Annotated in this window: 20 protein-coding genes; 8 read left to right on the top strand and 12 right to left on the bottom strand. The window is 74.8% G+C overall.

Going from position 1 to position 20184, the window contains the following annotated elements; genetic code table 11:
* Positions 1–1082, bottom strand: a 1082-nt coding sequence (locus tag ACFV4N_RS24205) for a HAMP domain-containing protein (protein ID WP_499674864.1), incomplete at its 3' end; no start/stop codon positions are given.
* Between the two features lie 96 nt (positions 1083–1178).
* On the opposite strand from ACFV4N_RS24205, the gene ACFV4N_RS24210 reads away from it, so the two are divergent.
* From ACFV4N_RS24210 to pcaD, 3 genes are all read left to right on the top strand, one after another.
* Positions 1179–2570, top strand: coding sequence for a PP2C family protein-serine/threonine phosphatase (locus tag ACFV4N_RS24210; RefSeq protein ID WP_499674865.1), 1392 nt, complete (start codon positions 1179–1181; stop codon positions 2568–2570).
* Between the two features lie 167 nt (positions 2571–2737).
* Positions 2738–4099, top strand: coding sequence for a 3-carboxy-cis,cis-muconate cycloisomerase (pcaB, locus tag ACFV4N_RS24215; protein ID WP_499674866.1), 1362 nt, complete (start codon positions 2738–2740; stop codon positions 4097–4099).
* Positions 4096–4845: a 3-oxoadipate enol-lactonase gene (gene pcaD / locus ACFV4N_RS24220; RefSeq protein ID WP_499674867.1), complete on the top strand. Its 750-nt coding sequence runs from the start codon at positions 4096–4098 to the stop codon at positions 4843–4845. The genes pcaB and pcaD overlap by 4 nt, the downstream gene beginning before the upstream one ends.
* Before the next feature lie 106 nt (positions 4846–4951).
* Here pcaD and ACFV4N_RS24225 read toward each other — a convergent pair whose 3' ends face one another.
* The 6 genes from ACFV4N_RS24225 to ACFV4N_RS24250 all read right to left on the bottom strand — a co-directional run bounded on the left by ACFV4N_RS24225 (position 4952) and on the right by ACFV4N_RS24250 (position 8964).
* On the bottom strand, positions 4952–5644 hold the full coding sequence (locus ACFV4N_RS24225; protein ID WP_499674868.1) for a DUF3618 domain-containing protein: 693 nt from the start codon (positions 5642–5644) through the stop codon (positions 4952–4954).
* On the bottom strand, positions 5620–6120 hold the full coding sequence (locus tag ACFV4N_RS24230; protein ID WP_499674869.1) for a phage holin family protein: 501 nt from the start codon (positions 6118–6120) through the stop codon (positions 5620–5622). The genes ACFV4N_RS24225 and ACFV4N_RS24230 overlap by 25 nt, the downstream gene beginning before the upstream one ends.
* Positions 6107–6895, bottom strand: a complete 789-nt coding sequence (locus ACFV4N_RS24235) for a hypothetical protein (protein WP_499674870.1) — start codon at positions 6893–6895, stop codon at positions 6107–6109. Before ACFV4N_RS24235 ends, ACFV4N_RS24230 begins: the two co-directional genes overlap by 14 nt.
* A 156-nt stretch (positions 6896–7051) precedes the next feature.
* Entirely contained in the window at positions 7052–7447 is a 396-nt protein-coding gene (locus ACFV4N_RS24240; protein ID WP_499674871.1) for an SSI family serine proteinase inhibitor, read from the bottom strand.
* Positions 7448–7648: 201 nt separating this feature from the next.
* Positions 7649–8413, bottom strand: a complete 765-nt coding sequence (locus ACFV4N_RS24245) for an SDR family NAD(P)-dependent oxidoreductase (protein ID WP_499674872.1) — start codon at positions 8411–8413, stop codon at positions 7649–7651.
* Between the two features lie 29 nt (positions 8414–8442).
* On the bottom strand, positions 8443–8964 hold the full coding sequence (locus ACFV4N_RS24250; RefSeq protein WP_499674873.1) for an MOSC domain-containing protein: 522 nt from the start codon (positions 8962–8964) through the stop codon (positions 8443–8445).
* Positions 8965–9248: 284 nt separating this feature from the next.
* Between ACFV4N_RS24250 and ACFV4N_RS24255 the strand changes: the two genes are divergently transcribed.
* Entirely contained in the window at positions 9249–10235 is a 987-nt protein-coding gene (locus ACFV4N_RS24255; protein ID WP_499674874.1) for a LacI family DNA-binding transcriptional regulator, read from the top strand.
* Positions 10236–10452: 217 nt separating this feature from the next.
* On the opposite strand, the gene ACFV4N_RS24260 is transcribed toward ACFV4N_RS24255, so the two are convergent.
* Both ACFV4N_RS24260 and ACFV4N_RS24265 read right to left on the bottom strand, forming a co-directional pair.
* The gene (locus ACFV4N_RS24260; protein WP_499674883.1) at positions 10453–12183 is read right to left on the bottom strand and encodes an ABC transporter ATP-binding protein; all 1731 of its coding nucleotides are present in this window, start codon (positions 12181–12183) and stop codon (positions 10453–10455) included.
* The gene (locus ACFV4N_RS24265) at positions 12180–13856 is read right to left on the bottom strand and encodes an ABC transporter ATP-binding protein (protein ID WP_499674875.1); all 1677 of its coding nucleotides are present in this window, start codon (positions 13854–13856) and stop codon (positions 12180–12182) included. Before ACFV4N_RS24265 ends, ACFV4N_RS24260 begins: the two co-directional genes overlap by 4 nt.
* 139 nt (positions 13857–13995) lie before the next feature.
* Between ACFV4N_RS24265 and ACFV4N_RS24270 the strand changes: the two genes are divergently transcribed.
* From ACFV4N_RS24270 to ACFV4N_RS24280, 3 genes are all read left to right on the top strand, one after another.
* Positions 13996–15324: a lysine N(6)-hydroxylase/L-ornithine N(5)-oxygenase family protein gene (locus tag ACFV4N_RS24270; protein WP_499674876.1), complete on the top strand. Its 1329-nt coding sequence runs from the start codon at positions 13996–13998 to the stop codon at positions 15322–15324.
* Between the two features lie 45 nt (positions 15325–15369).
* The gene (locus ACFV4N_RS24275) at positions 15370–15567 is read left to right on the top strand and encodes an MbtH family protein (protein WP_499674877.1); all 198 of its coding nucleotides are present in this window, start codon (positions 15370–15372) and stop codon (positions 15565–15567) included.
* A gap of 94 nt (positions 15568–15661) precedes the next feature.
* Positions 15662–16408: a class I SAM-dependent methyltransferase gene (locus tag ACFV4N_RS24280; RefSeq protein ID WP_499674878.1), complete on the top strand. Its 747-nt coding sequence runs from the start codon at positions 15662–15664 to the stop codon at positions 16406–16408.
* 79 nt (positions 16409–16487) lie between these two features.
* Here the strand turns inward: ACFV4N_RS24280 and ACFV4N_RS24285 are convergent, their stop codons facing one another.
* Positions 16488–17339 (bottom strand): class I SAM-dependent methyltransferase, encoded by an 852-nt coding sequence (locus ACFV4N_RS24285; protein WP_499674879.1) that lies wholly within the window; start codon positions 17337–17339, stop codon positions 16488–16490.
* Between the two features lie 35 nt (positions 17340–17374).
* A complete protein-coding gene (locus tag ACFV4N_RS24290) occupies positions 17375–18259 on the bottom strand; it encodes an oxygenase MpaB family protein (protein ID WP_499674880.1) in 885 nt (294 codons plus the stop codon).
* 171 nt (positions 18260–18430) lie between these two features.
* Between ACFV4N_RS24290 and ACFV4N_RS24295 the strand changes: the two genes are divergently transcribed.
* Positions 18431–19477: a Gfo/Idh/MocA family protein gene (locus tag ACFV4N_RS24295; protein ID WP_499674881.1), complete on the top strand. Its 1047-nt coding sequence runs from the start codon at positions 18431–18433 to the stop codon at positions 19475–19477.
* A gap of 63 nt (positions 19478–19540) precedes the next feature.
* Here the strand turns inward: ACFV4N_RS24295 and ACFV4N_RS24300 are convergent, their stop codons facing one another.
* A complete protein-coding gene (locus ACFV4N_RS24300; RefSeq protein ID WP_499674882.1) occupies positions 19541–19912 on the bottom strand; it encodes an STAS domain-containing protein in 372 nt (123 codons plus the stop codon).
* Between the last annotated feature and the right edge of the window lie 272 nt (positions 19913–20184).

Here is a 20184-nt window from a genome sequence, read left to right on the forward strand (position 1 = left end):
CCGCCGAGCCGGCCGTCGCTGCCGACCTCGCGCGCCACGCGGGTCACCTCGGCCGCGAACGAGGAGAGCTGGTCGACCATGGTGTTGATGGTGGTCTTGAGCTGGAGGATCTCGCCGCGCGCGTCCACGTCGATCTTCTGGGACAGGTCGCCCTGCGCCACCGCCGTGGTCACCTGGGCGATGTTGCGGACCTGGCTGGTGAGGTTGCCGGCCATGAAGTTGACCGAGTCGGTGAGGTCGCGCCACGTGCCGGCCACGCCGGGCACCTGCGCCTGACCGCCCAGTCGGCCGTCCGTGCCCACCTCGCGGGCCACTCGGGTGACCTCCTGGGCGAACGCCGAGAGCTGGTCGACCATGGTGTTGATGGTGGTCTTCAGCTCCAGGATCTCGCCGCGCGCGTCCACGGTGATCTTCTGGGACAGGTCGCCCTGGGCCACGGCGGTCGCGACCTGGGCGATGTTGCGCACCTGGGAGGTCAGGTTGTTCGCCATGAAGTTCACGTTGTCGGTGAGGTCGCGCCAGGTGCCCGCGACGCCCGTGACCTGGGCCTGGCCGCCCAGCCGGCCGTCCGTGCCGACCTCGCGCGCCACGCGCGTGACCTCGCCCGCGAAGGTCCGCAGCGTCGCGGTCATCGAGTTGAAGCTCTCCACCAGCGCCGCGACCTCGCCGCGCGCGTCGACCACGATCTCCTGCGACAGGTCGCCCTCCGCGACCGCGGCGAGCACGCGGCTCAGCTCGGCGGTCGGCCGGGTGAGGTCGTCGATCAGGTCGTTCACCGCGTTCGCGGCCAGCGCCCAGCCGCCGGCGCCGGTGCTGGGCGCCAGCCGCTCGCCCAGCCTGCCCTCCTGGCCGACGGACTGCCGAACCCGGGCCAGCTCGCCGACCAGCCACTGGTTGCGCTCGGCGATCTCGTTGAACACCTCGGCCAGCTCCGCGCCGACACCGCCCTGCCTGCCCTCGCCCCCGGGACCGTTCCCCTTGGCCACGACGAGGCGGCGGCGGAAGTTGCCGTCCCTCATCTCCCGCATGGCGGAGAGCAGGCGGGCCAGGGTCACGTCCGCGTCGTCCTGGACGGTCGTCACGAGAGCCTCCTGTGTCAGCGGAACTGCGCCAAGCCTGCCACTGTTGGGGGCGACTTGTCCGATAGGTTGGGGCGAACCCGACACACAGGAGCCGAGATGGCCCAGGGCTACCGGCAAGGCGCCGAGACGGGCCTCGACCTCGACGCGTGGCGCCGTCTCGTCGACGGCTTCCACGAGGCCGTGGTCGTGCTCGACCCGGATGCCGTCGTGCGCCTGGCCAACCCGCTCGCGGCCGTGCTGTTCCCGGAGGCCCGGCAGGGTGCGGAGCTGCCCGAGCCGCGTGGCCGGAGGCAGGACCTGGGTGGCGGCTGGACCGCGTGGTACCGGGGCGCGGAGGATTTCCTGGACCGGGCCGGCGAGCGGTTCGGCCTGTTCACCGACCGGTCGGCCGCGCTGCGCGCGGTGGTCGAGCTGGCGCCCGCCGAGCACACCGTCGCGGTGCTGCCCGGCCTGCGCGGTCGGCTGGAGTGGTGGCGGCGCACGCCCGACGGCGACATCTCGACCACCCGCACGCCCCGTCAGGCGGCGGCCGCCGCGCCTGGGCTCTTCGCCGTGCTGGACGGCGCGGCCGACCACGCCGATGTCACCACTTCAGGTGAGGGCCCGTGGGGCGTGTCGGGGCTGGGCCTGGCGGTGCCGCTGATCGCGGGTGGCGCGCTGGTGTGCTTCGGCGGCCCCCGGGACGTGGAGCTGCTCAAGCGGTACGCCGAGCGGGCCGCGGTGGCGGTGGCGGCCGGCACGCGGTTCGCCGAGCAGGAGCGGGTCGTGGAGGCGCTGCGGGCGAACCTGCTGCCGTCGCCGCTGCCCGAGGTGCCCGGTGTGCGGCTGGCGTGCGTGTACGAGCCGGCGCACGCCGAGGCGCTGGTGGGCGGCGACTTCTACGACGTGCACCCGCGCGAGGACGGCACCGCGGCGTTCGCGCTGGGTGACGTGGCGGGCAACGGGGTCGAGGCGGCGGCGCAGAGCGGCCGGGTCCGGCAGAGCCTGCACACGCTGCTGCTGGTAGAGCAGCGGCCGGCGCAGCTGCTGCACCTGCTCAACGCGGCGCTGCGGGCGGCGGGCAGCAGGTTGTTCACCACGCTGGTGGTCGGCACGGTCATCCCGGTGCAGGCGGGCGGCCTGCGCCTGACCCTCGCCGCGGGCGGCCACCCCGCGCCGCTCGTGCTGCGCGCCGACGGCCGGGTGGACGAGGTCGCGGTGCACGGTGGCATCGTGGGCGTGCTCCAGGAGGTGCGGTTCCACCAGACCACGGTGGTGCTCGCGCCGGGGGAGACCCTCCTGCTCTACAGCGACGGGGTGACCGAGGCGCGCAAGGACGGCGACCGGCAGGAGTTGTTCGGTGACACCCGGTTGAAGTCGGCGTTGTCCGACTGCGCGGGCCTGTCCGCCGAACGGGTGGCCGGGCGCCTGAAGGAGCTGGTGTTCGGTTGGCTGGGCACGGCCGAGCACGACGACCTGACCATGATGGTGGTGCAGGCGGAGGGCTGAGGCCGCGACCGCCACCGGCCGCTGAACGGCGCAACACCACCACCCCACCGGGTTCACCCACCCCGACGACCCGGAGGGCCCGCTGCGGTGGAAGGATTTCCGTGGGTTCCGCCGGAGCACCTCCAGACCAGGGGGCCACAGCTTCGACACCGAACCACAAGGGGAGCATGAAACCGTCGTCTTCGACCTCTGAGCACAGCGCCCGCTCACTGTGGGGCCCGCTGTTCACAGACCCGGACGTGGAGGCCGAGATCTGCGACCGGGCGTGGCTTGGGGCCATGCTGGACTTCGAGCGCGCGCTGGCCATCGTGCAGGCCCGCGCGGGCCTGGTGCCCGAGGAGGCGGCCCGCATGGTCGTCACCGCCATCGACGTCGGGCACTACGACCCGGTGGCCCTGGGCGAGGGCGCCCTGACCTCGGGCACGCCGGTGGTGCCGCTGGTGCGGGCGATCGCCGCGCGCGTCACCCCGGAGGGTCGCGCCGCCCTGCACAACGGCGCCACCAGCCAGGACGTGATGGACACCGCGTTGTCGCTGGTCGCGCACCGGGCGCTGGGACCGATCCTGGCGGGGCTGCGCGGCGTGGCGGCCGAGTGCGAACGGCTCGCCGAGCGCCACCGCGACACCCTGATCCCGGGCCGCACCCTGGCCCAGCACGCGCTGCCGACCACGTTCGGCCTCAAGTGCGCCGGGTGGCTGGTGGCGGTCGACGAGGCCGAGAGCGCGCTGCTGCGCGTGCGGGCGCACCGGTTGGCCGCGCAGTTCGGCGGCGCGGCGGGCACGCTGGCCGCCGTGCCGGATCCCGGCGCCCGGCTGACCGACGACCTGGCCGCCGAGCTGGGCCTGGTCGCGCCGCTGGTCCCCTGGCACACCAACCGGACCAGGGTCGCGGAGCTGGCGGGCGCGCTGGGCGAGGCGGCCGGCGTGCTGGGCAAGATCGCGCAGGACGTGGTGCTGCTCGCGCAGACCGAGGTCGCCGAGGTGGCCGAGGCGGACGGCGGCACGTCGTCGGCCATGCCGCACAAGCACAACCCGGTGCGCGCGGTGCTGGTCACGGCGGGCACGCGGCGCGTGCCCGGCCTGGTGTCCACGCTGCTGTCCGCGATGGTCCAGGAGCACGAGCGGGCCGCGGGCGCCTGGCACGCCGAGTGGCAGACCGTGACCGAGCTGCTGAGGCTGGTCGGCGGCGCGGTGCGGGGCACGCGCGAGCTGCTGTCGAAGCTGAAGGTGGACACCGCGCGGATGCGCCGCAACCTGGAGCTGACCGGGGGCCTGCTGATGGCCGAGAACGTGGCCGTGCGGCTGACCGCCCTGGTCGGCCGCGCCGAGGCGCAGGACCTGGTGGCCGAGGTGTGCCGGACCGCGGCGAATTCGGGCTGCACGCTGCGGGAAGCGCTGCTGGCCGACCTGCGGATCGGGTTGTCCGAGAAGGAGATCGACGACGCCCTGGACCCGGCGGGCTACGTCGGCTCCGCGGGCGAGTTCGTCGACCGCGCGCTCGCCGCCCACCGGGGTAGGGGGAGACCGTGAAGCTGCACCACGAGTTGAGCGGGCCGCCGGACGCGCCCGTCGTCGTCCTGGGCAACTCGCTGGGCACCACCACCGCGCTGTGGGAGGCGCAGTTGCCGGTGCTGCACCGGAGGTTCCGGGTGCTGCGCTACGACCACCGGGGTCACGGGGGCAGCCCGACCGCGCCGGGCCCGTACCGGCTCGACGACCTGGCCGACGACGTGCTGGAGCTGCTGGACGCCCTGGACCTGCCGCGCGTGTCCTACTGCGGGGTGTCGCTGGGCGGCATGGTGGGGATGTGGCTCGCCGGGCACGCGCCCGAGCGCATCGAGCGGCTGGTGCTGTGCTGCGCGGTGGCGCTCTCCCCGGTCGCCCAGCCGTGGCTGGACCGGGCCGCCGAGGTGCGAGCCTGGGGCACGGGGTCCATCGCGCCGGTGGTGGCGAGGCACTGGTTCACCCGGGGTTTCGCGGCGCGGTGCCCGGAGGTGGTGGCGGCGTTCGCGGCCGGTATGTCCAAAGTGGACGATGAAGGTTTCGCCGGGTGCTGCGACGCGCTGTCCGCGCTGGACCTGAGGTCGGTGCTCCCCGCGATCGAGGCGCCGACCGCCGTGGTCTCGGGCGCCTACGACGAGGTCACGCCGCCGCGGTGCGGCGAGGCGGTGGCGGAGGCGATCCCCGGCGCGTCGTTCCACGTGGTGCGGGGCGCGCACCTGGCGGTGGTCGAGGCGGCCGACGAGGTGACGGCGATCCTGGACGAGCACCTGTGAGCGCCGGTCGCCGGAGGGGCGCGCGGGGTGGTCCCGGGGCCACCCGGTCCGGAACGGCCCCGAGGGGTGGCGCCGTGGCGCCACCCCTCGCACCGCCTGTGCCGGACTACTGGCTGCGGGCCTCCTTGACCTGCTGACCGGACTCACGGGCGTGCTCGCCGACCTCCTGGACCGAGCCCTTGGCGTGCTCGGCGGTGGTCTGCGCCGCCTGCTGGGCGGTCTGCTTCACCTCGTTCGCCGCGTCGCTGACGGCCGACGTGGCGTCCTCCTTCAGCTTCTGCGCGGACTCGGCGAGCGCCTCCTTCACCGGCTCCACCACGTCGCTCGCGCGCTCGCCGAGCTGGCGGACCGCGTCCTCCTCGGCCCGCGTCGCCGGCAGCAGCGCCGCGACGACCGCGCCGGCGCCGAACGCGATCAGGCCCGCCGCCAGCGGGTTGCCCCGCGCCTGCTGCCGGGCCATCTGCGGCGCCTGCTGCACGGCCTGGCCGGCCTGCTGCGCGGTCTGCGCCACGGCGTGCCCGGCCTGCTGGGCCTTGTCGCCCACGGTGGACGCGGCGTCCTTGGTGCGGTCACCGACCGTGGACGCCATGTCCGAGGTCCGGTGCTGCACGCTCGTCGTGTCGGGCATGGTGCCCATCACCCTCTCCCTCAACGTCGTCAGGCCGTGCCGGACCCGGTTGACCCGGCGCTGCGCGATGTTGCGCGGCCGCGTGTGGTCGACGATGCGGTTGGCGTCGGCGACCAGCTCGGCACGGGTGCGGTCGATGTCGTGCCTTATTTGGTCGGGTGTCGGGCCCATTCGGCGTCCTCCTTGAGGGTTTCGATGGTGCGCTCCGGCTTGGACACGGTGCGCAGCCGCTTGCGGCCGGTGGAGAACAGGGCGAACCCGGCGATGCCCCACAGCGCGGCGACGATGAGGGCGGCCCAGCCCAGCGGCATGATCGCGCCGAGGGCGAAGACCAGCGCCAGGCTCAGCAGGACCGCGGTCATGTAGCCCGCGAACCCCGCGGCGCCGAGCATCCCGGCGGCCTTGCCCGCCTTCGACGCCTCCTCCCGGATCTCGGCCTTGGCCAGCTCCAGCTCCTGGCGCATCAGCGTCGAGAGGTCCTGGGTCAGCTCGCCGATCAGCTCACCGAGCGACGTGCGGTCGTCCTCGGGCACGTCGTTGCGCGGGTAGGGGACCTCGCCGGCCCCGCCCGGGTACGGCGTGGTGCCCGCGTACGGGGCGCCGGCGGTGGCGCCGGTGGTCGCGCCGGTGGTCTCAGCGCTGGACATACGAGCTGCCCTCCGGGTCGTAGGCGCCACCGGGCTGGGTCGGCGAGTCGGGCCGGCCGGTCGTGCCGGCCTGGTACGGGCTGCCGCTCGGGTACTGGCCCGAACCGGTCTCCGCCGGGTAGCCGGAGCCGGAGGGGTAACCGGTGCCCGACGGGTAGCCGACGCCCGGCGCCTCGACGCCGGTGCGCGGCGCGGGTGCGCTGAACTCGGGCTCCTGCGGGAGCTGCGAGGTGGTGGGCAACGGCGTGGTCCGGTCGGACAGGTAGCCCTGCTCCGAGCGGTAGCCCTGCTCCTGGCCGCTCGACCCGCTCACGCTCTTGGCGACGCGCGTGACCAGGAAACCGGCCACGGCCGCGCCGATGAGGAACGTCCCCGGCTTGCGCCGCGCGAAGTCCTGGGCCGAGTCCAGCAGCCCCCGCGCGCCCCGCTCGTCGAGGAACCTGGCCGCCTGCCTGCCGGACTCGGCGACCTGGCGCAGCGCCGGCGCCGTCATCGAGTCCGGGCCCGAGTTCTCCGCCATCGAGTGCAGCTCGTCGGCGATGCGGTTGATCTGCTGCGACACGCGCTGCGCCTGCTGCTCCGCCTCACCGGCGACGCGCTGGCGGACGTCGTGCACGACGTGCTTGGCCTGGCCCTTGGCCTCCTGGGCCACCTGTCCGACCTGCTCACGCGCGGTGCCACCCACCTCTCCGGCGGCCTGCCGGGCGTGCCGCGCCACAGCGGTGCCTTCCTGTTCGGCGGTCTCGCGGACCGCGCCCACCTGGTTCTCGGCCACGACTGACTCCTCACGGTCGGCGTGTTTCTCGCCTAGGGCCTACCCGTGGCGCGCCGGGCTAATCAACTTCACCTTGGCAAAGATCTTTCCCACACAATGTGAGACGGCCCCGCTCCCTGGGTAGGGCGCGGGGCCGCGGGCATGCGCGGGTGACCGTCAGAACGAGAAAACCGTTCCGGTTTCGTTCTCCAGCGCGCAGCGGTTCGGGAATTCCTCGACGTACTGGACCGGCTCGCCGCGGTAGACGCCGAAAGCGAGCACCGTCACCGGGTCGTACTCGTAGGTGCAGATGCGGTCTTCCTCGGTGCCGAGTCGCTCGAAATCGCCGTTCACGGCGTCGAGCTCGGCGCACGCGGACTGCGCCCGGGCGTGCTCGCCCGACGCCGGGTCGCAGCTGAACCGGGTGCTCTCCACGCCGCTGCCCTGCTGGTGGACGGCGAGCAGCAGGTCGGTCTCGGGCGGTGCGGCGGACGCGGTGCCCGCGCCGACCAGCGGGGCGGCCAACAGGCTCGAGGCGAACAGGGACGCCATGAGGGTTCGGGTTCGTCGCATGGGCTCCGGGTGACCCGATCGGGTGGCCGGTATTCGGCTCCGTCGCCGTGTCACCGAAATGTCGCAGCGGTTTCCGTCATCTTTACCGGAGTACTTGATGAGGGATGTCCTGGGCTTTTGTGGAGAAATTCCCGGTCGCGCCGAATTCGGCCCCGGTGGCTTTCCCCGGCCGGTCGGCCCGCGCCGGGAGGGAGATCCCGGTCACCACGTCGGGCGGGCGGAGATGCCGCCGTCCACCACGAGGTCGTGCCCGGTGATCCACCGGGCCAGGGGCGAGGCGAGGAACGCGCACGCGTCGCCGACGTCCTCGGGCGTGCCCAGCCGCCCCAGGGGCGCCGCCCGGGTCCACCTGGCCACGCCGTCGGGCCACTCGTCCTCGATGCCCGGCCGGGCGATCAGCCCCGGTGAGACGGTGTTGACCCGGATGCCGCGCCCGCCGTACTCCAGCGCGGCGGAGCGGGCGTGCATGATCAGGGCCGCTTTCGAAGCGCTGTAGTGCGCGTGGCCGGGCGCGGGGCGCGTGCCCTCGACCGAGGCGACGTGCGTGATCGAACCCCCGTGCGCCATCACCTCGACCGCGGCCTGCGTGCAGGAGAACGCGCTGGTCAGGTTCGCGTCCACGACCGCGCGCCACTCGTCGGCCGTCATGCCCGCCAGGGGCTGGACCGGCTGCGCGCCGGCGTTGTTGACCAGCACGTCCAGCCGGCCTCGCCACCCGGCGGCCTCGCGGACCACCCGCCGGCACTCGTCGGGGTCGGTGAGGTCGGCGGTGACCGCGAAGGCCCCGCCGCCGGGTTCGGTGAATTCGGTGAGTTCGGCGAGTTCGGCGAGCAGGTCGTCGACCGGTGTCGTGCGCGTGTGCGCCACCACCGCCGCGCCGGCCGCCGCGAGCCGCCGCGCGATGCCGCGCCCGACGACGCCGCCGGCCCCGGTGACCAGGGCGACCTTGCCGTCCAGGAGTCCCACGGGGACGGAGGGTAGCGGTCGGCGGCGTGTCAGACCGGTCGGAGCGGGGTGTGCGGCCCGTCCGGCAGCTCGACCCGGATCCCGTCACCCGGGCGGACCTCGCCGCCGACCAGCACGACGGACATGATGCCCGCGCGGCGCACCACGGCGCCGTCCTCGTCGCGGCCGACGACCTCCTTGAGCAGGCCCGGCCGGAACGCCTCGATCTGCGGGCACGGGTTGCGCAGGCCGGTCACCTCGACCACCGCGTGCGCGCCCAGGTGCAGCCTGGTCCCGGTCGGCAGGCCCAGCAGGTCGACGCCGCGCGTGGTGACGTTCTCCCCGAGCTGCCCCGCGTCCACCGGGAAGCCCTTGGCGTTCAGCTCGTCGTGCAGCTCGGCGTGCATCAGGTGCACCTGGCGGAGGTTGGGCTGCGACGGGTCGCGCGCCACCCGCGACCGGTGCTTGACGGTGACGCCCTGGTGCACGTCCCCGGCGACGCCCAGGCCCGCGACGAGCGTGATGGCGTCCTGGTTGGGCTTGGTGAACGTGTAGTCCCCACTCCGGCTCACGGCCGCGACGGTCCCCATGCGGCCGACCCTAACCGGGCGGGTGCCCACCGGTCGCGGCGATATGAGGGCGCTCCGCCGCCCTCGCGCGGCCGAACGGTCCGCACGGGATTGGCCCGGACGGCGCAACCTGCCGATCCTGGTTCGGTCCACCACTGCACCGACACCCGTCCGACGCGCAACACTTGCGTGACGGGCTCTTGACGCTGTGTTCGCCCAGCGGTTGACTGCGTGCCTGGAACCGGTTCCGGTACCGGTTCCGAGAACCTGCTGCCGAGGAGTGCACCGTGCGAGTCACGATCGCCGAAGTCGCCCAACGCGCCCAGGTGAGCAAGGCGACCGTGTCCCGCGTGCTCAACGGCAAACCCGACGTGGACGCGGCCACCGCGGCGCGGGTGCGGCAGGTGATCGCGGACGTCGGCTACGTGCCCAGCGCGCGGGCGGTCGGGCTCGCGCGCGGCCGGGCCCGCACCGTCGGCATGCTCGTGCCGTCGCTGACCTGGCCGTGGACCGGGGAGGTCGTGCAGGGCGCGGTGGACGAGCTGGAGTCCGACGGCTACGGCCTGCTGCTCTACACGGTCAACCGGGGCTCCGAGTCGCTGGCGCAGTTCGCCAGCCACGTGTCGGCCAAGGCGTTCGACGGGCTGCTGGTGATCGAGCCGCCGGACACGCTGAACTACATCGAGGCGCTGCACGACCAGGGCCTGCCGGTGGTGATGATCGACGACCGGGGGAGCAGGCCCGGTTTCCCGTCGGTGGGCACCACCAACCGGGAGGGCGCGCGGGCGGCGGCCGGTCACCTCGTGGCCGCCGGGCGGCGGCACTTCGCGGTGGTGACCGGGCCCGCGGACTTCGGGTGCGTGCGGGAGCGGCTGGACGGCTTCCTCGACGCCCTGGGCGAGCGGGGGGTGCACGTCGACCCGAGGCTCGTGGTGGAGGGCGACTTCACCACCGAGCGCGGCGCCGTGGCGACGGACAAGCTGATGGCCACCGGCCTGCCGTTCGACGCGGTGTTCGCGCACAACGACCTGTCGGCGCTGGGCGTGGTGAAGGCGCTGACCGCGGCGGGCCGCCGCGTGCCGGACGACGTGGCGGTGGTCGGCTTCGACGACATACCGATCGCGGCGCACGCGGAACTGACCACGGTCCGCCAACCGATGCGGCGGATGGGCGAGGCCGCGGCCAGGCTGCTGCTGTCCCGGCTGGAGGGCGCGGCCCCGCCGGCCGAGCCCGTGGTCCTGCCCACGGAGCTGGTGGTCCGCCGCTCCGGTTGATCACCAGCCGGGCGCACGGGGCCGCCGGCGGCACGAGGGACAGCACGGCAGGTGGGCGGCACCCCGCGACCCGGGCGGCGCGGGGTGGAGGTGCGCGCAGCCGTGGGTGGAGGCCGCCCGCACCGGGGTCGTCTCGTTCCCGCGCCGGCCCGTTCCAGTGCTGGCCCGTTCCCGCGCCTGCCCGTTCCCGCGCCTGCCCGTTCCCGCGCCGGGTCGGCTACCGGGCCCGCGTGCCCGACCAGGCCGCCCACAGCGCCGCGTACCGCCCGCCGGCGGCCAGCAGCTGCTCGTGCGTCCCGGTCTCCACCACGCGCCCGGCCTCCAGCACCACCACCCGGTCGGCCGTGGCCGCCTGGGTCAGGCGGTGCGCGACCAGCAGGCCGGTCCGCCCGTCCAGGGCCCGCGCCGCCGCCTCCTCCAGCTCCCGCGCGCCCGCGCTGCCCGCGTCCGCTGTCGCCTCGTCCAGCACCGCCACGGGCGGGTCGGCCAGCACGAGCCGCGCCAGGGCCAGTTGCTGCGCCTGCGCCACGGTCAGCCGGTGGCCGCCCTCGCCGACGACGGTCGCCGTCCCCGAGGGCAGCGCGCGCACCCAGCCCAGCGCGCCCACCCGGTCGAGGGCGTCGAGCAGGTCGTCGTCGGTCGCGTCGGGCCGGGCCAGGCGCAGGTCGTCGGCCAGCGGGCCGGCGAAGACGTGCACCTCCTGCGTGACCAGCGCGACCGACCGCACCGCCGACGCCAGGTCCACCCCGCCGAGGCGGAGGTGGCCGGTGGTCGGCCGGTGCACGCCCGCGATCAGCTTCGCCAGCGTGGTCTTGCCCGCGCCGGACGCGCCGACCAGCGCGACCCGCTCACCGGCGGCCAGCTCCAGGTCCACGTCCGCGAGCACCGGGTGGCCGTCCACGTAGGAGTGACCGACGCCGACCAGCTCCACGGTGGTGCCCGGCGGCCGCACCCGGCCCTCGGGCGACGGCACGGGCTCGTCGGTCACGCCGACCAGCCGCGCGAGCGACGCGGTGGCGGCCTGCACGTCGTCGGCCAGCGAGAGCGCCGCGTTGATCGGGTTGAACAGGTTGTGGAAGTACAGCGCGGCGGCGGCCGCCGTGCCCACGGACGCCGAACCCGCCCCCACGAGCAGGAACCCGGTCACCAGCACGCCCGCCAAACCGATGAACTCGGCCAGGTTGAGCCGCCCGAAGAACGAGGTGAGCAGCCGGATGCCGCGCAGCGCCAGGTCGACCGCCTCGCGCGACCGCGACCGCACCCGCTCGACGTGCTCGTCGGCGAGCCCGAACGCGCGCACGGTCGCCGCGCCGCCGAGGGAGTCCAGCAACTGCTGTTGCTGCGCGCCGACCGCGACGCGCTGCGCCGCGTACAGCCGCGCCGCCCGCCCGCCGTACCAGCGCACGGTGTGCACGTGGATCGGCAGCGCCAGCAGCACCGGCCCCAGGAACCGCCAGTCCAGCACCGCGATGCCGACGACGGTCAGCCCGATGGTCAGCGCCGACCGCGCCATGACCGGCAGCGCGTTGCGCACCGCGTCCGCGATCACCTGCACGTCCCGCGTCACCCGCGAGGTCAGGTCGCCCGCGCCGGCCTCCTCCACCCGCTCCAGCGGCAGGTGCAGCGCGTGCGCCACGAACGCCTCGCGCAGGTCGGCGAGCACGCCCTCGCCCAGCCGCGCCACCAGGGACGTGCCGAACGCCGTGGCCAGGCCCTGCACGACGGCCACCAGCGCCAGCGCCACCGCGAGCCAGGTGAGGTCGGCCGACCCGCCGGCGATCACGTCCACGACCCGCCCCAGCAGGGGCGCGGTGAGCAGTCCCGCGGCGGTGCCCGCGAACAGCACCAGGAACGCCGTCCACGCGAGCCCGCGCCGGGGCCGCAGCAGCTCGCCCACCGCGGCCCGGGTCCGCGCGCCGGACGCGACCGCCAGTAGTCGCCGCATCAGCTCAACACCACCAGTCGGTAGTCCTCGTCGGCCAACAGGTCCGCGTGCGCGCCCGAGGCGGCCACCGCGCCGTCCACCAGGAACACCACCCGGTCGGCCGCGGTGAGCAGGGCGGGGCTGGTGGCGACCGCGATCGTGGTCAGCCCGGCCCGCACCCGCTTGACCCCGGAGGCCAGCGACACCTCGGTCACCGCGTCCACCGCGGTCGTCGGGTCGTGCACGACGAGCACCGGGGGAGCGGCGGCCAGCGCGCGGGCCAGCGCCACCCGCTGCCGCTGCCCGCCGGACAGCGACCGGCCGCGCGCGGAGACCACCGCGTCCAGGCCGTCGGGCAGGGCCCGCGCCACGTCGTCGACCCCGGCGGCGGCCAGCACCTCCGCCACCGCGCCGTCGTCCCGGTCCGCGGCGACCCCCGCCCGGACGTTCTCGCGCACGGTCCCCTCGAACAGGTCCGCGTCGTGGGCGGCGACCAGCACCGCCGACCGCAGCGCCGCGCCGTCCAGGTCCGACAGGGGCACGCCGTCCAGCGCCACGGACCCCTCGACCGGGTCGACCTCCCGCGCCAGCACGGCCAGCAGCGACACGGCGTCGGCCGGGTCGCGGGCCACCACGCCCAGCAGTTCGCCGGGCTCGGCGGTCAGCGACGCGCCGCGCAGCGTCCCGGAGGTCACGCCCGCCAGCTCCACCCGGCCGCGCAGCGGCACGGGCAGCGGTGCGGAACCCGGCGGCACCACGGGCGGCGCGGCCAGCACCTCCGCGATGCGCGCGGCCGACGCGCGGGCCTGCGCGAGCAGCCCGGTGACCCAGGAGAAGACCGACAGCGGCCACAGCAGGAACTGCGCCAGCCCGACCGCGGCCACCAGCTCGCCGACGGTGATGGCGCCCGACGCGGCCAGCCGGCCGCCGACCAGCGCGACGACCGCGAGGAAGACGCCGGTCAGGGCGAGCATCGAGCCGTCCAGCCAGGCCCGGGACCGGGCGGCCCGGATCGCGGCGCCCATCGACGAGCGGCTGGTCGCCCGGTACCGGTGCGCGGCGGCGTCCTCCGCGCCGATGCCCTTGAGCGCCCGCAGCCCGGCGACCAGGTCGGCCGCGACACCGGACGCCAGCGCGGCCCGGTCCTGCTCGGCGTCGCTGCGCCGTTCGAGCGGCTTGCCGAGGAAGTGGGCCAGCACCAGCAGCAGCGGCGTGGCGACGAGCACCAGCAGGCCCAGCACGAGCGAGACGCGCAGCAGCGCCACCGCGCCCACGAGCAGGCCGGCCAGGGCGGCGAACGCGGTCGGCAGCGCCAGGTTCACCTGGCCCACCCGCTGGGCGTCGCCGGTGGCGATGCTCGCCAGCTCACCGGACAGCCTGCCGCCGACGCCGCCGTCCGCGGCCAGCACGCGCGCGGCCAGCCGGGTGCGCAGGGCGTGGGCGGCCCGGTGCGACCCCTGTTCGCCGAGCCGGATGGAGAAGCGGCCGCTGGTCGACAGCACGGCGAACACGACCGCCAGCACGCCGATCCAGAGGGCCAGCCCGCGGCCGGAGCCGGTGCGCACCGCCTCGTCCACGACCGCGCCGATGACCAGGGGCACGGCGGCCTCGCCGGCCTGGTGGGCGGCGCCCAGCAGCGACGCGGCGATCACCGTCCTCCACTGCCCGGCCACGGTGTTCCTGAGGATGGATCTCACCTGCGACAACTGCCTTCCGCTGAATGTCAGGTGAGGCTACCCTAACGATCGAAGAGGTCTGGATCACTCCCGTGGTGCCTGCACTTAGGTTAGGGTAACCAAAGTTCGATCATCCCTTTGTCGCACCGATGGGACAGCCATGCCACAACCACCGGTCTTCGACGTCCTCGGCGTCGGCTTCGGGCCCTCCAACCTGGCCCTCGCGATCGCCGTCACCGAGCACAACGCGGCCGCGGCCGCCGAAGACGTGGTGACCGCGCACTTCCTGGAGCGGCAGCCCGGGTTCGGCTGGCACCGGGGGATGCTGCTGGACGACGCGACCATGCAGGTGTCCTTCCTCAAGGACCTGGTCACGCTGAGGAACCCCAACAGCACCTTCTCGTTCCTGACCTACCTGCACGGCAAGGGCAGGCTGGTCGACTTCGTCAACCACAAGAACCTCTTCCCGCTGCGCGTGGAGTTCCACGACTACTTCGAGTGGGCCGCCGACCGGGTGGACGACCTGGTGTCCTACGGCAGCGAGGTGGTGTCCGTCGAACCGGTCGCCGAGGGCGGCGTCGTGACGCACTTCGACGTCACCTCCCGCACCGCGACGGGCGAGGTCGAGGTGCGCCGGGCCGCGAACGTGGTGCTCGCGACCGGCCTGCGACCCGCCCTGCCCGACGGCGTGCGGCCCTCGGCGCGGGTGTGGCACACCCGGGACTTCCTGCACCGCGTCGAGTCGCTGACCGACCCGGGGCGCCTGGTGGTCGTCGGCGCGGGGCAGAGCGGCGCGGAGGTCACCGCGCACCTGCACGAGCGGTTCCCCCGCGCCGAGGTCTGCGCGGTGTTCGCCCGCTACGGCTACAGCCCGGCCGACGACAGCCCGTTCGCCAACCGGATCTTCGACCCGGCCGCCGTCGACGACTACTTCACCGCGCCCGAGCGGGTCAAGCGGATGCTCATGGACTACCACGCCAACACCAACTACGCGGTGGTGGACCACGACCTGATCGAGGAGCTGTACCGGCGCGCCTACCGCGAGAAGGTGCTCGGCGCGCAGCGGCTGCGGCTGCTCAACCTGTCCCGCGTCGTCGAGCTGCACGACGACGAGCCGGTCCTGCGGGTCACGGTGGAGTCGCTGGTCACCGGGCGGCACGAGGTGCTCGAAGCGGACGCGGTCGTCTACGCCACCGGCTACCGCGAGGCCGACCCGACCGGCCTGCTCGGCGGGCTGGCCGCCCGCTGCGCCCGCGACGAGCTGGGCCGGCTCCGCGTGGGCCGCGACTACCGCCTGCGGACCGACGACGACGTGACCGGGGGCCTCTACCTCCAGGGCGGCACCGAGCACACGCACGGCATCTCGTCGTCGCTGCTGTCCAACACCTCGGTGCGGGCGGGGGAGCTCCTGGGGTCGGTGCTCGACCGCCGCGCCGCACCGGTCGCCGCGCGACCCGAGTTCGCGATCAGCGCTTCCCCGCAGAGCTGACGGCAGCTCCGCGGTGGACGAACGAACCAACCGGAGGACCGAACCGTGACGAACCCCTTCGACGACGCCGAGGGCAGCTTCCACGTCCTGGTCAACGACGAGGAGCAGCACTCGCTGTGGCCCGCGTTCGCCGAGATCCCGGCCGGCTGGACCTCCCGGTTCGGCCCCGACAGCCGGGAGTCGTGCCTGGCGTACGTGGAGGAGCACTGGACCGACCTGCGACCGCTCAGCCTGCGCGGGTGAGCCGGACCGGGTGAGCCGGACCGGGTTGCGGCCGGCACGCCCGGACCGGGCAAATCCGGTGGCACCCCTGGGGGCCGGGCACTACGGTCCGCCCGTGCACCACGGCGAGTTCCGCGACCCCCGGATCATCCCGCTCTACGACGCCCGGTACGGCTGGGGCGTCGACGACGACTTCTTCCTCTCCGTGGTCGACGAGACCCCGAATGCCCGCGTGCTCGACCTGGGCTGCGGCACCGGGCGGCTCGCCCTGGGGCTGGCCGCCGCCGGGCACGTCGTCACCGGGGTGGACCCGGCGCGGGCCTCGCTGGAGCTGGCCAGGGCCAAGCCGGGCGCCGAGCGGGTGACCTGGGTCGAGGGCGCCGCCGCCGACCTGCCCGGCGCGGCGTTCGACGTGGCCGTGATGACCTCGCACGTCGCCCAGTTCCTGGTCACCGACGAGGAGTGGGCGGCGGCGCTGGCCGACCTGCGCCGGGTGCTCGTGCCGGGCGGGCGGCTGGCGTTCGACTCCCGCGACCCGCGCGCCCGCCGCTGGGAGGCGTGGAACCCCGTCGACAGCCGCGGCGTGGTCGTGCTGGACGGCGTGGAGATCACCCAGTGGACCGAGGTCACCTCGGTCGAGGGCGGCCTCGTGTCGTTCACCCACCACTACGACTTCCCGGACGGCGAGCGGGTCGGCACCGCGACCATGCGGTTCCGCACCGAGGAGGAGCTGCGGGGATCGCTGTCCGCCGCCGGTTTCACCGTCGACCGCGTCTACGGCGGCCGGCGCCGCGAACCGGTCGGCGCGCCCGACGGCGAGTTCCTGGTCATCGCGCACCGGGACGGCGCTACGCGAGGCTGACGGCGCCGGCTCGCCTGGCCCGCCCGCTCACCAGCTCCACCCCGCTCGCCCGGTCCGCCCGCTCACCTGCCTCGATGGCTCACCTGGCCCGCCCGCGCGCGGTCAGCAGGAAGGCGGGCGAGGACCAGTAGTCGTGCAGCGGTCGAACCTCCACGTCGGTGAAACCGGCGCGCCGGACCTGCTCGACCCACCGCGCCGCGGGCTGCTCCCAGGTGGCGCGGACCGCGCCCGGCACCAGCTGTCCGGTCAGCACCGGCATCAGGAACCCCTGCGCCACCAGTCGGCGGTCGGCGTCGTACTCGGCCAGGCCGCGCTCGTAGGTCTCGGCCAGGAACCGGCGGTGCTCCGGACCCGCGTGCGCCACGTCCGGCACGTCGAACTCGACCACCGCGAGCACCCCCGCGTGCGGCGCCAGGTCGGCCAGCACCGCGTCGCGCGCCTCGTGCGGCAGGGCGTGCAGGGCGAACGTCGACTGGACGACGTCGAACGCGACGTCGTCGGGCAACCCCGCCGCGAACGGCTCGACCCGGGTCAGGTGGGCGGTGACGCCGGGCAGGCCGCGCACCGCCGCGTCGAGCAGCGCGGCCGACGGCTCGACCACCGTGACCGCCGCCGGCGCGTGCGGGCCGTCCAGGGCGGGGCGCAGCGCCCGGCCGTCACCGCACCCGACGTCGAGCAGCGTGGTCGGGCGGGTCCGGGCGTAGACCTCGCGCAGCGCCGTGACGACCGCCTCGTACAGGGCGGTGTTGCCGCCGCCGTTGACGAACGCCTCGAAGGCCGCGGGCCGGTCGTAGACGCCGCCGGGTCCCCGGTCGGTCGAGAGGTGCTCGGCCAGCGCCACGGCCAGCGGCGAGTCGCCGCGCCGGGCGATCTCCCGGGCCAGGTCGACGTTCCCGGCGGCCAACGCGTCGAGGGCTTCGCTGATCTCCACCCCCCGATGGTGCCAGGCGGTCGCGCCGACCCGGTTCAGGCGGTCTGCCGGGCCGGGGGCAGCAGCCACCTGATCGCCCCGGTGATGCCGTGGCCCGCCAGGCGCACGGCGGTCCGCTCGGTCATCGGCAGGAACGGCAGGCGCAGCGGCAGCCTGGTCCACGCGGGCAACGACGCCACTGCCGCCGCGGCGATCGCCGCGTAGGGGACCCGGGCCGGCGCCGGCAGCGGCGGCGTGAGCAGCAGGAACCGGGCCGCCTCGCGGGCTTCCGGCGTGCCGCGCAGCTCGGGTCGGAACGCGGCCAGCCGCGCCGCCAGTTCGGCCGCGGTCGTGGGCGGGTCGGGCACGCCCAGCTCGACGGCCACGCGGGCGGTGTCGGCGACGTAGCCGTCCTGCTCGGCGGGGGACAGCCTGGTCGCGCCGTAGCGCTGGTGGCAGCGCAGGAAGCTGTCCACCTCGGCGACGTGCACCCACTCCAGCAGGTGCGGGTCGTCGGCGCGGTAGGGCGCGCCGTCGCGCGTGGTGCCGCGGACGCGGGCGTGGATGCCGCGCACGCGGGCGACGGCGCCGGCCGCGTCGGACGCCGTGCCGAAGGTGGTCACGGCCAGGAACGCGCTGGTCCGCTGGAGCCGCCCCCACGGGTCGTCGCGGTAGTCGGAGTGCCCGGCCACCGCCGCCATCGCCAGCGGGTGCAGCGACTGGAGCAGCAGCGCGCGCAGGCCGCCGATGAACATCGCCGCGTCGCCGTGCACGCGGCGGATCGGGCGGTCGGGGTCGAACCAGCGCGGGCCGGGGGTGAGGTGGATGCGGTCGCGCGTGGCGGGGCCGTCGGGACCGGCGACCCGGCCGAAGACCGCGGCGCCCAGCCTGCGCCGCACCTCTTCGACGGCCGGCAGCCGCCGCAGGTCGTCCACGTCCACGGCAACCGCCTCTCCGCGTTCACGCCCGGGTGCCCCCAGTATCCAGGGAGGCGGGCGGCGGCGCACGCAGCAGCCGGTCACCGGCCCTCTCAAGTCCTATGTGGACGGTGAACGGGGCGCGGTCCGCCGGTCCCCTGGCCCTCGGCGGGGGGTGTTGGTTGGATCGGAGTGGTGACCACTTTCGCGATCGTCGGCTCCGGTTGGCGGGCCGAGTACTTCTGGCGCCTCGCCGCCGCCTTGGACGACCTGACCTGCGTGGGCGTGGTGTCGCGCGGCCCCAAGGAGCTGCCGGTGCCCGTCCACCTGTCCCTCGACGACTGCCTGCGGGCAAAACCGGACTTCGTGGTCACGGCCGTCCCGTGGTCGGTCACCCCGGGCCTGGTGGTCGACCTCGTCGAACGCGGCGTGCCCGTGCTGGCCGAGACCCCGCCCGCCCCCGACCTCGACGGCCTGCGCGCCCTGTGGGCCCGCGTCGGCGGCAGCGGCCTGGTGCAGGTCGCCGAGCAGTACACCCGGATGCCCGCCCACGCCGCCCGCATCGCCCTCGTCCGCGGCGGCGTGATCGGCGAACCGACCCGCGTCGACGTCTCCTCGACCCACCAGTACCACGCGGTGTCGCTGATCCGGACCCTGCTGGGCGCCGGGCGCGGTCCGGTGCGGGTCCGGGCGACCCGCCACACCGCGCCGCTGGCCGACCCGATCACGCGCACCGGCTGGGCCGACCCCGTCGAGGTGAAGCCGGCCACCACGACGATCGCCACGATCTCCTTCGAGGAGCACGGCACGCTGGGCGTCTACGACTTCACCGACAACCAGTGGCACAACCAGCTGCTGATGCGCCGCCTGCTGGTCCGCGGCACGCGCGGCGAGCTGCGCGACCAGGAGGTGGTCCACCTGGCCGCCGACCGCACGATCACGCGCAACCCGGTCGTGCGCAGGCAGACCGGCTACGACCTCGACCTGGCCGGCTTCGACACCGACCACATCACGTTCAACTCGGAGGTCCTGTACCGCAACCCCTACCAGGGGCGGCGGTGGAACGACGAGGAGATCGCCATCGCCACCCTGCTCCGGGACACGGCCGCCTGGGTCGCGGGCACGGGCCCCGAGCCGTACCCGCTGGCGGAGGGCGTCCACGACCACCGCGTCGCGCTGGCCGTCGCGGAGGCGGCCGACCGCGACGCGACGGTCACCACCACGGTCGAACCGTGGTCGTGAGCCGCCGCGCGGCCGCCGGGCGGGACGCGCCGGGTCCGGGTTGACCTCGCCCGGCGCGCCCGGTCAGCGCGTGGCGGCCTCGGCCGCGCGCACCGCGTCCTCCACGGTGTCGTGCATCGGCAGCAGCCGGTCCATGGCGGTCAGCTCCAGCGACCGGCGGACGCTGCGGCCGGCCACCACGTGCACCGGCAGGCCGCCGCGCTCGGCGCTGTACTCGCGGACGTGCGCGAGCACCGCGATCCCCGAGGAGGCGAAGAAGGTCACCTCGGAGAAGTCGAGCACGAGCGCGTCCACGCCGCTGTCGAGCAGTTCGACGCAGCGGACCCGCAGGGTGTCGCTGTTCGCGAGGTCGATGTCGCCGACCTGCCGCAGCACGGTGACGGTGCCGCGGACGTCGGTGCTGATCGCCGCCGGAGAGGAGTTGGATTCGGTCACGTGCACATGATGCATCCTCACCGAAGGTGGCACCCGATGAGCTGATCGTAATCTTCGTGTGCACGAACTGGGCCATTGCTACGCGACATTGCTCCGAAATTCACGTTTAGCGCCGGTTTTCACCCGTTGACCTGCGGTTCGCGAAATGCCCGCCGCGACGTCGAACCGCCGGCGGCGGTCGGTGCGAATGCGGGTGGAGGGAACGCGCCGGTTCGGCGGTCCCCCCTCGCGGCCGGGACCCGGCCGCGTCGCCGGCGCCGGGCAGGCGGATC

The organism is Actinosynnema sp. NPDC059797 (genome assembly GCF_042732085.1).
Classification (GTDB): domain Bacteria; phylum Actinomycetota; class Actinomycetes; order Mycobacteriales; family Pseudonocardiaceae; genus Actinosynnema.

Coding starts and splice junctions, on each gene's coding strand:
- ACFV4N_RS24210 (WP_499674865.1), top strand. CDS start 1,179: ATGGCCCAGGGCTACCGGCAAGGCGCCGAGACGGGCCTCGACCTCGAC.
- pcaB (WP_499674866.1), top strand. CDS start 2,738: ATGAAACCGTCGTCTTCGACCTCTGAGCACAGCGCCCGCTCACTGTGG.
- ACFV4N_RS24225 (WP_499674868.1), bottom strand. CDS start 5,644: ATGGGCCCGACACCCGACCAAATAAGGCACGACATCGACCGCACCCGT.
- ACFV4N_RS24230 (WP_499674869.1), bottom strand. CDS start 6,120: ATGTCCAGCGCTGAGACCACCGGCGCGACCACCGGCGCCACCGCCGGC.
- ACFV4N_RS24240 (WP_499674871.1), bottom strand. CDS start 7,447: ATGCGACGAACCCGAACCCTCATGGCGTCCCTGTTCGCCTCGAGCCTG.
- ACFV4N_RS24270 (WP_499674876.1), top strand. CDS start 13,996: ATGCCACAACCACCGGTCTTCGACGTCCTCGGCGTCGGCTTCGGGCCC.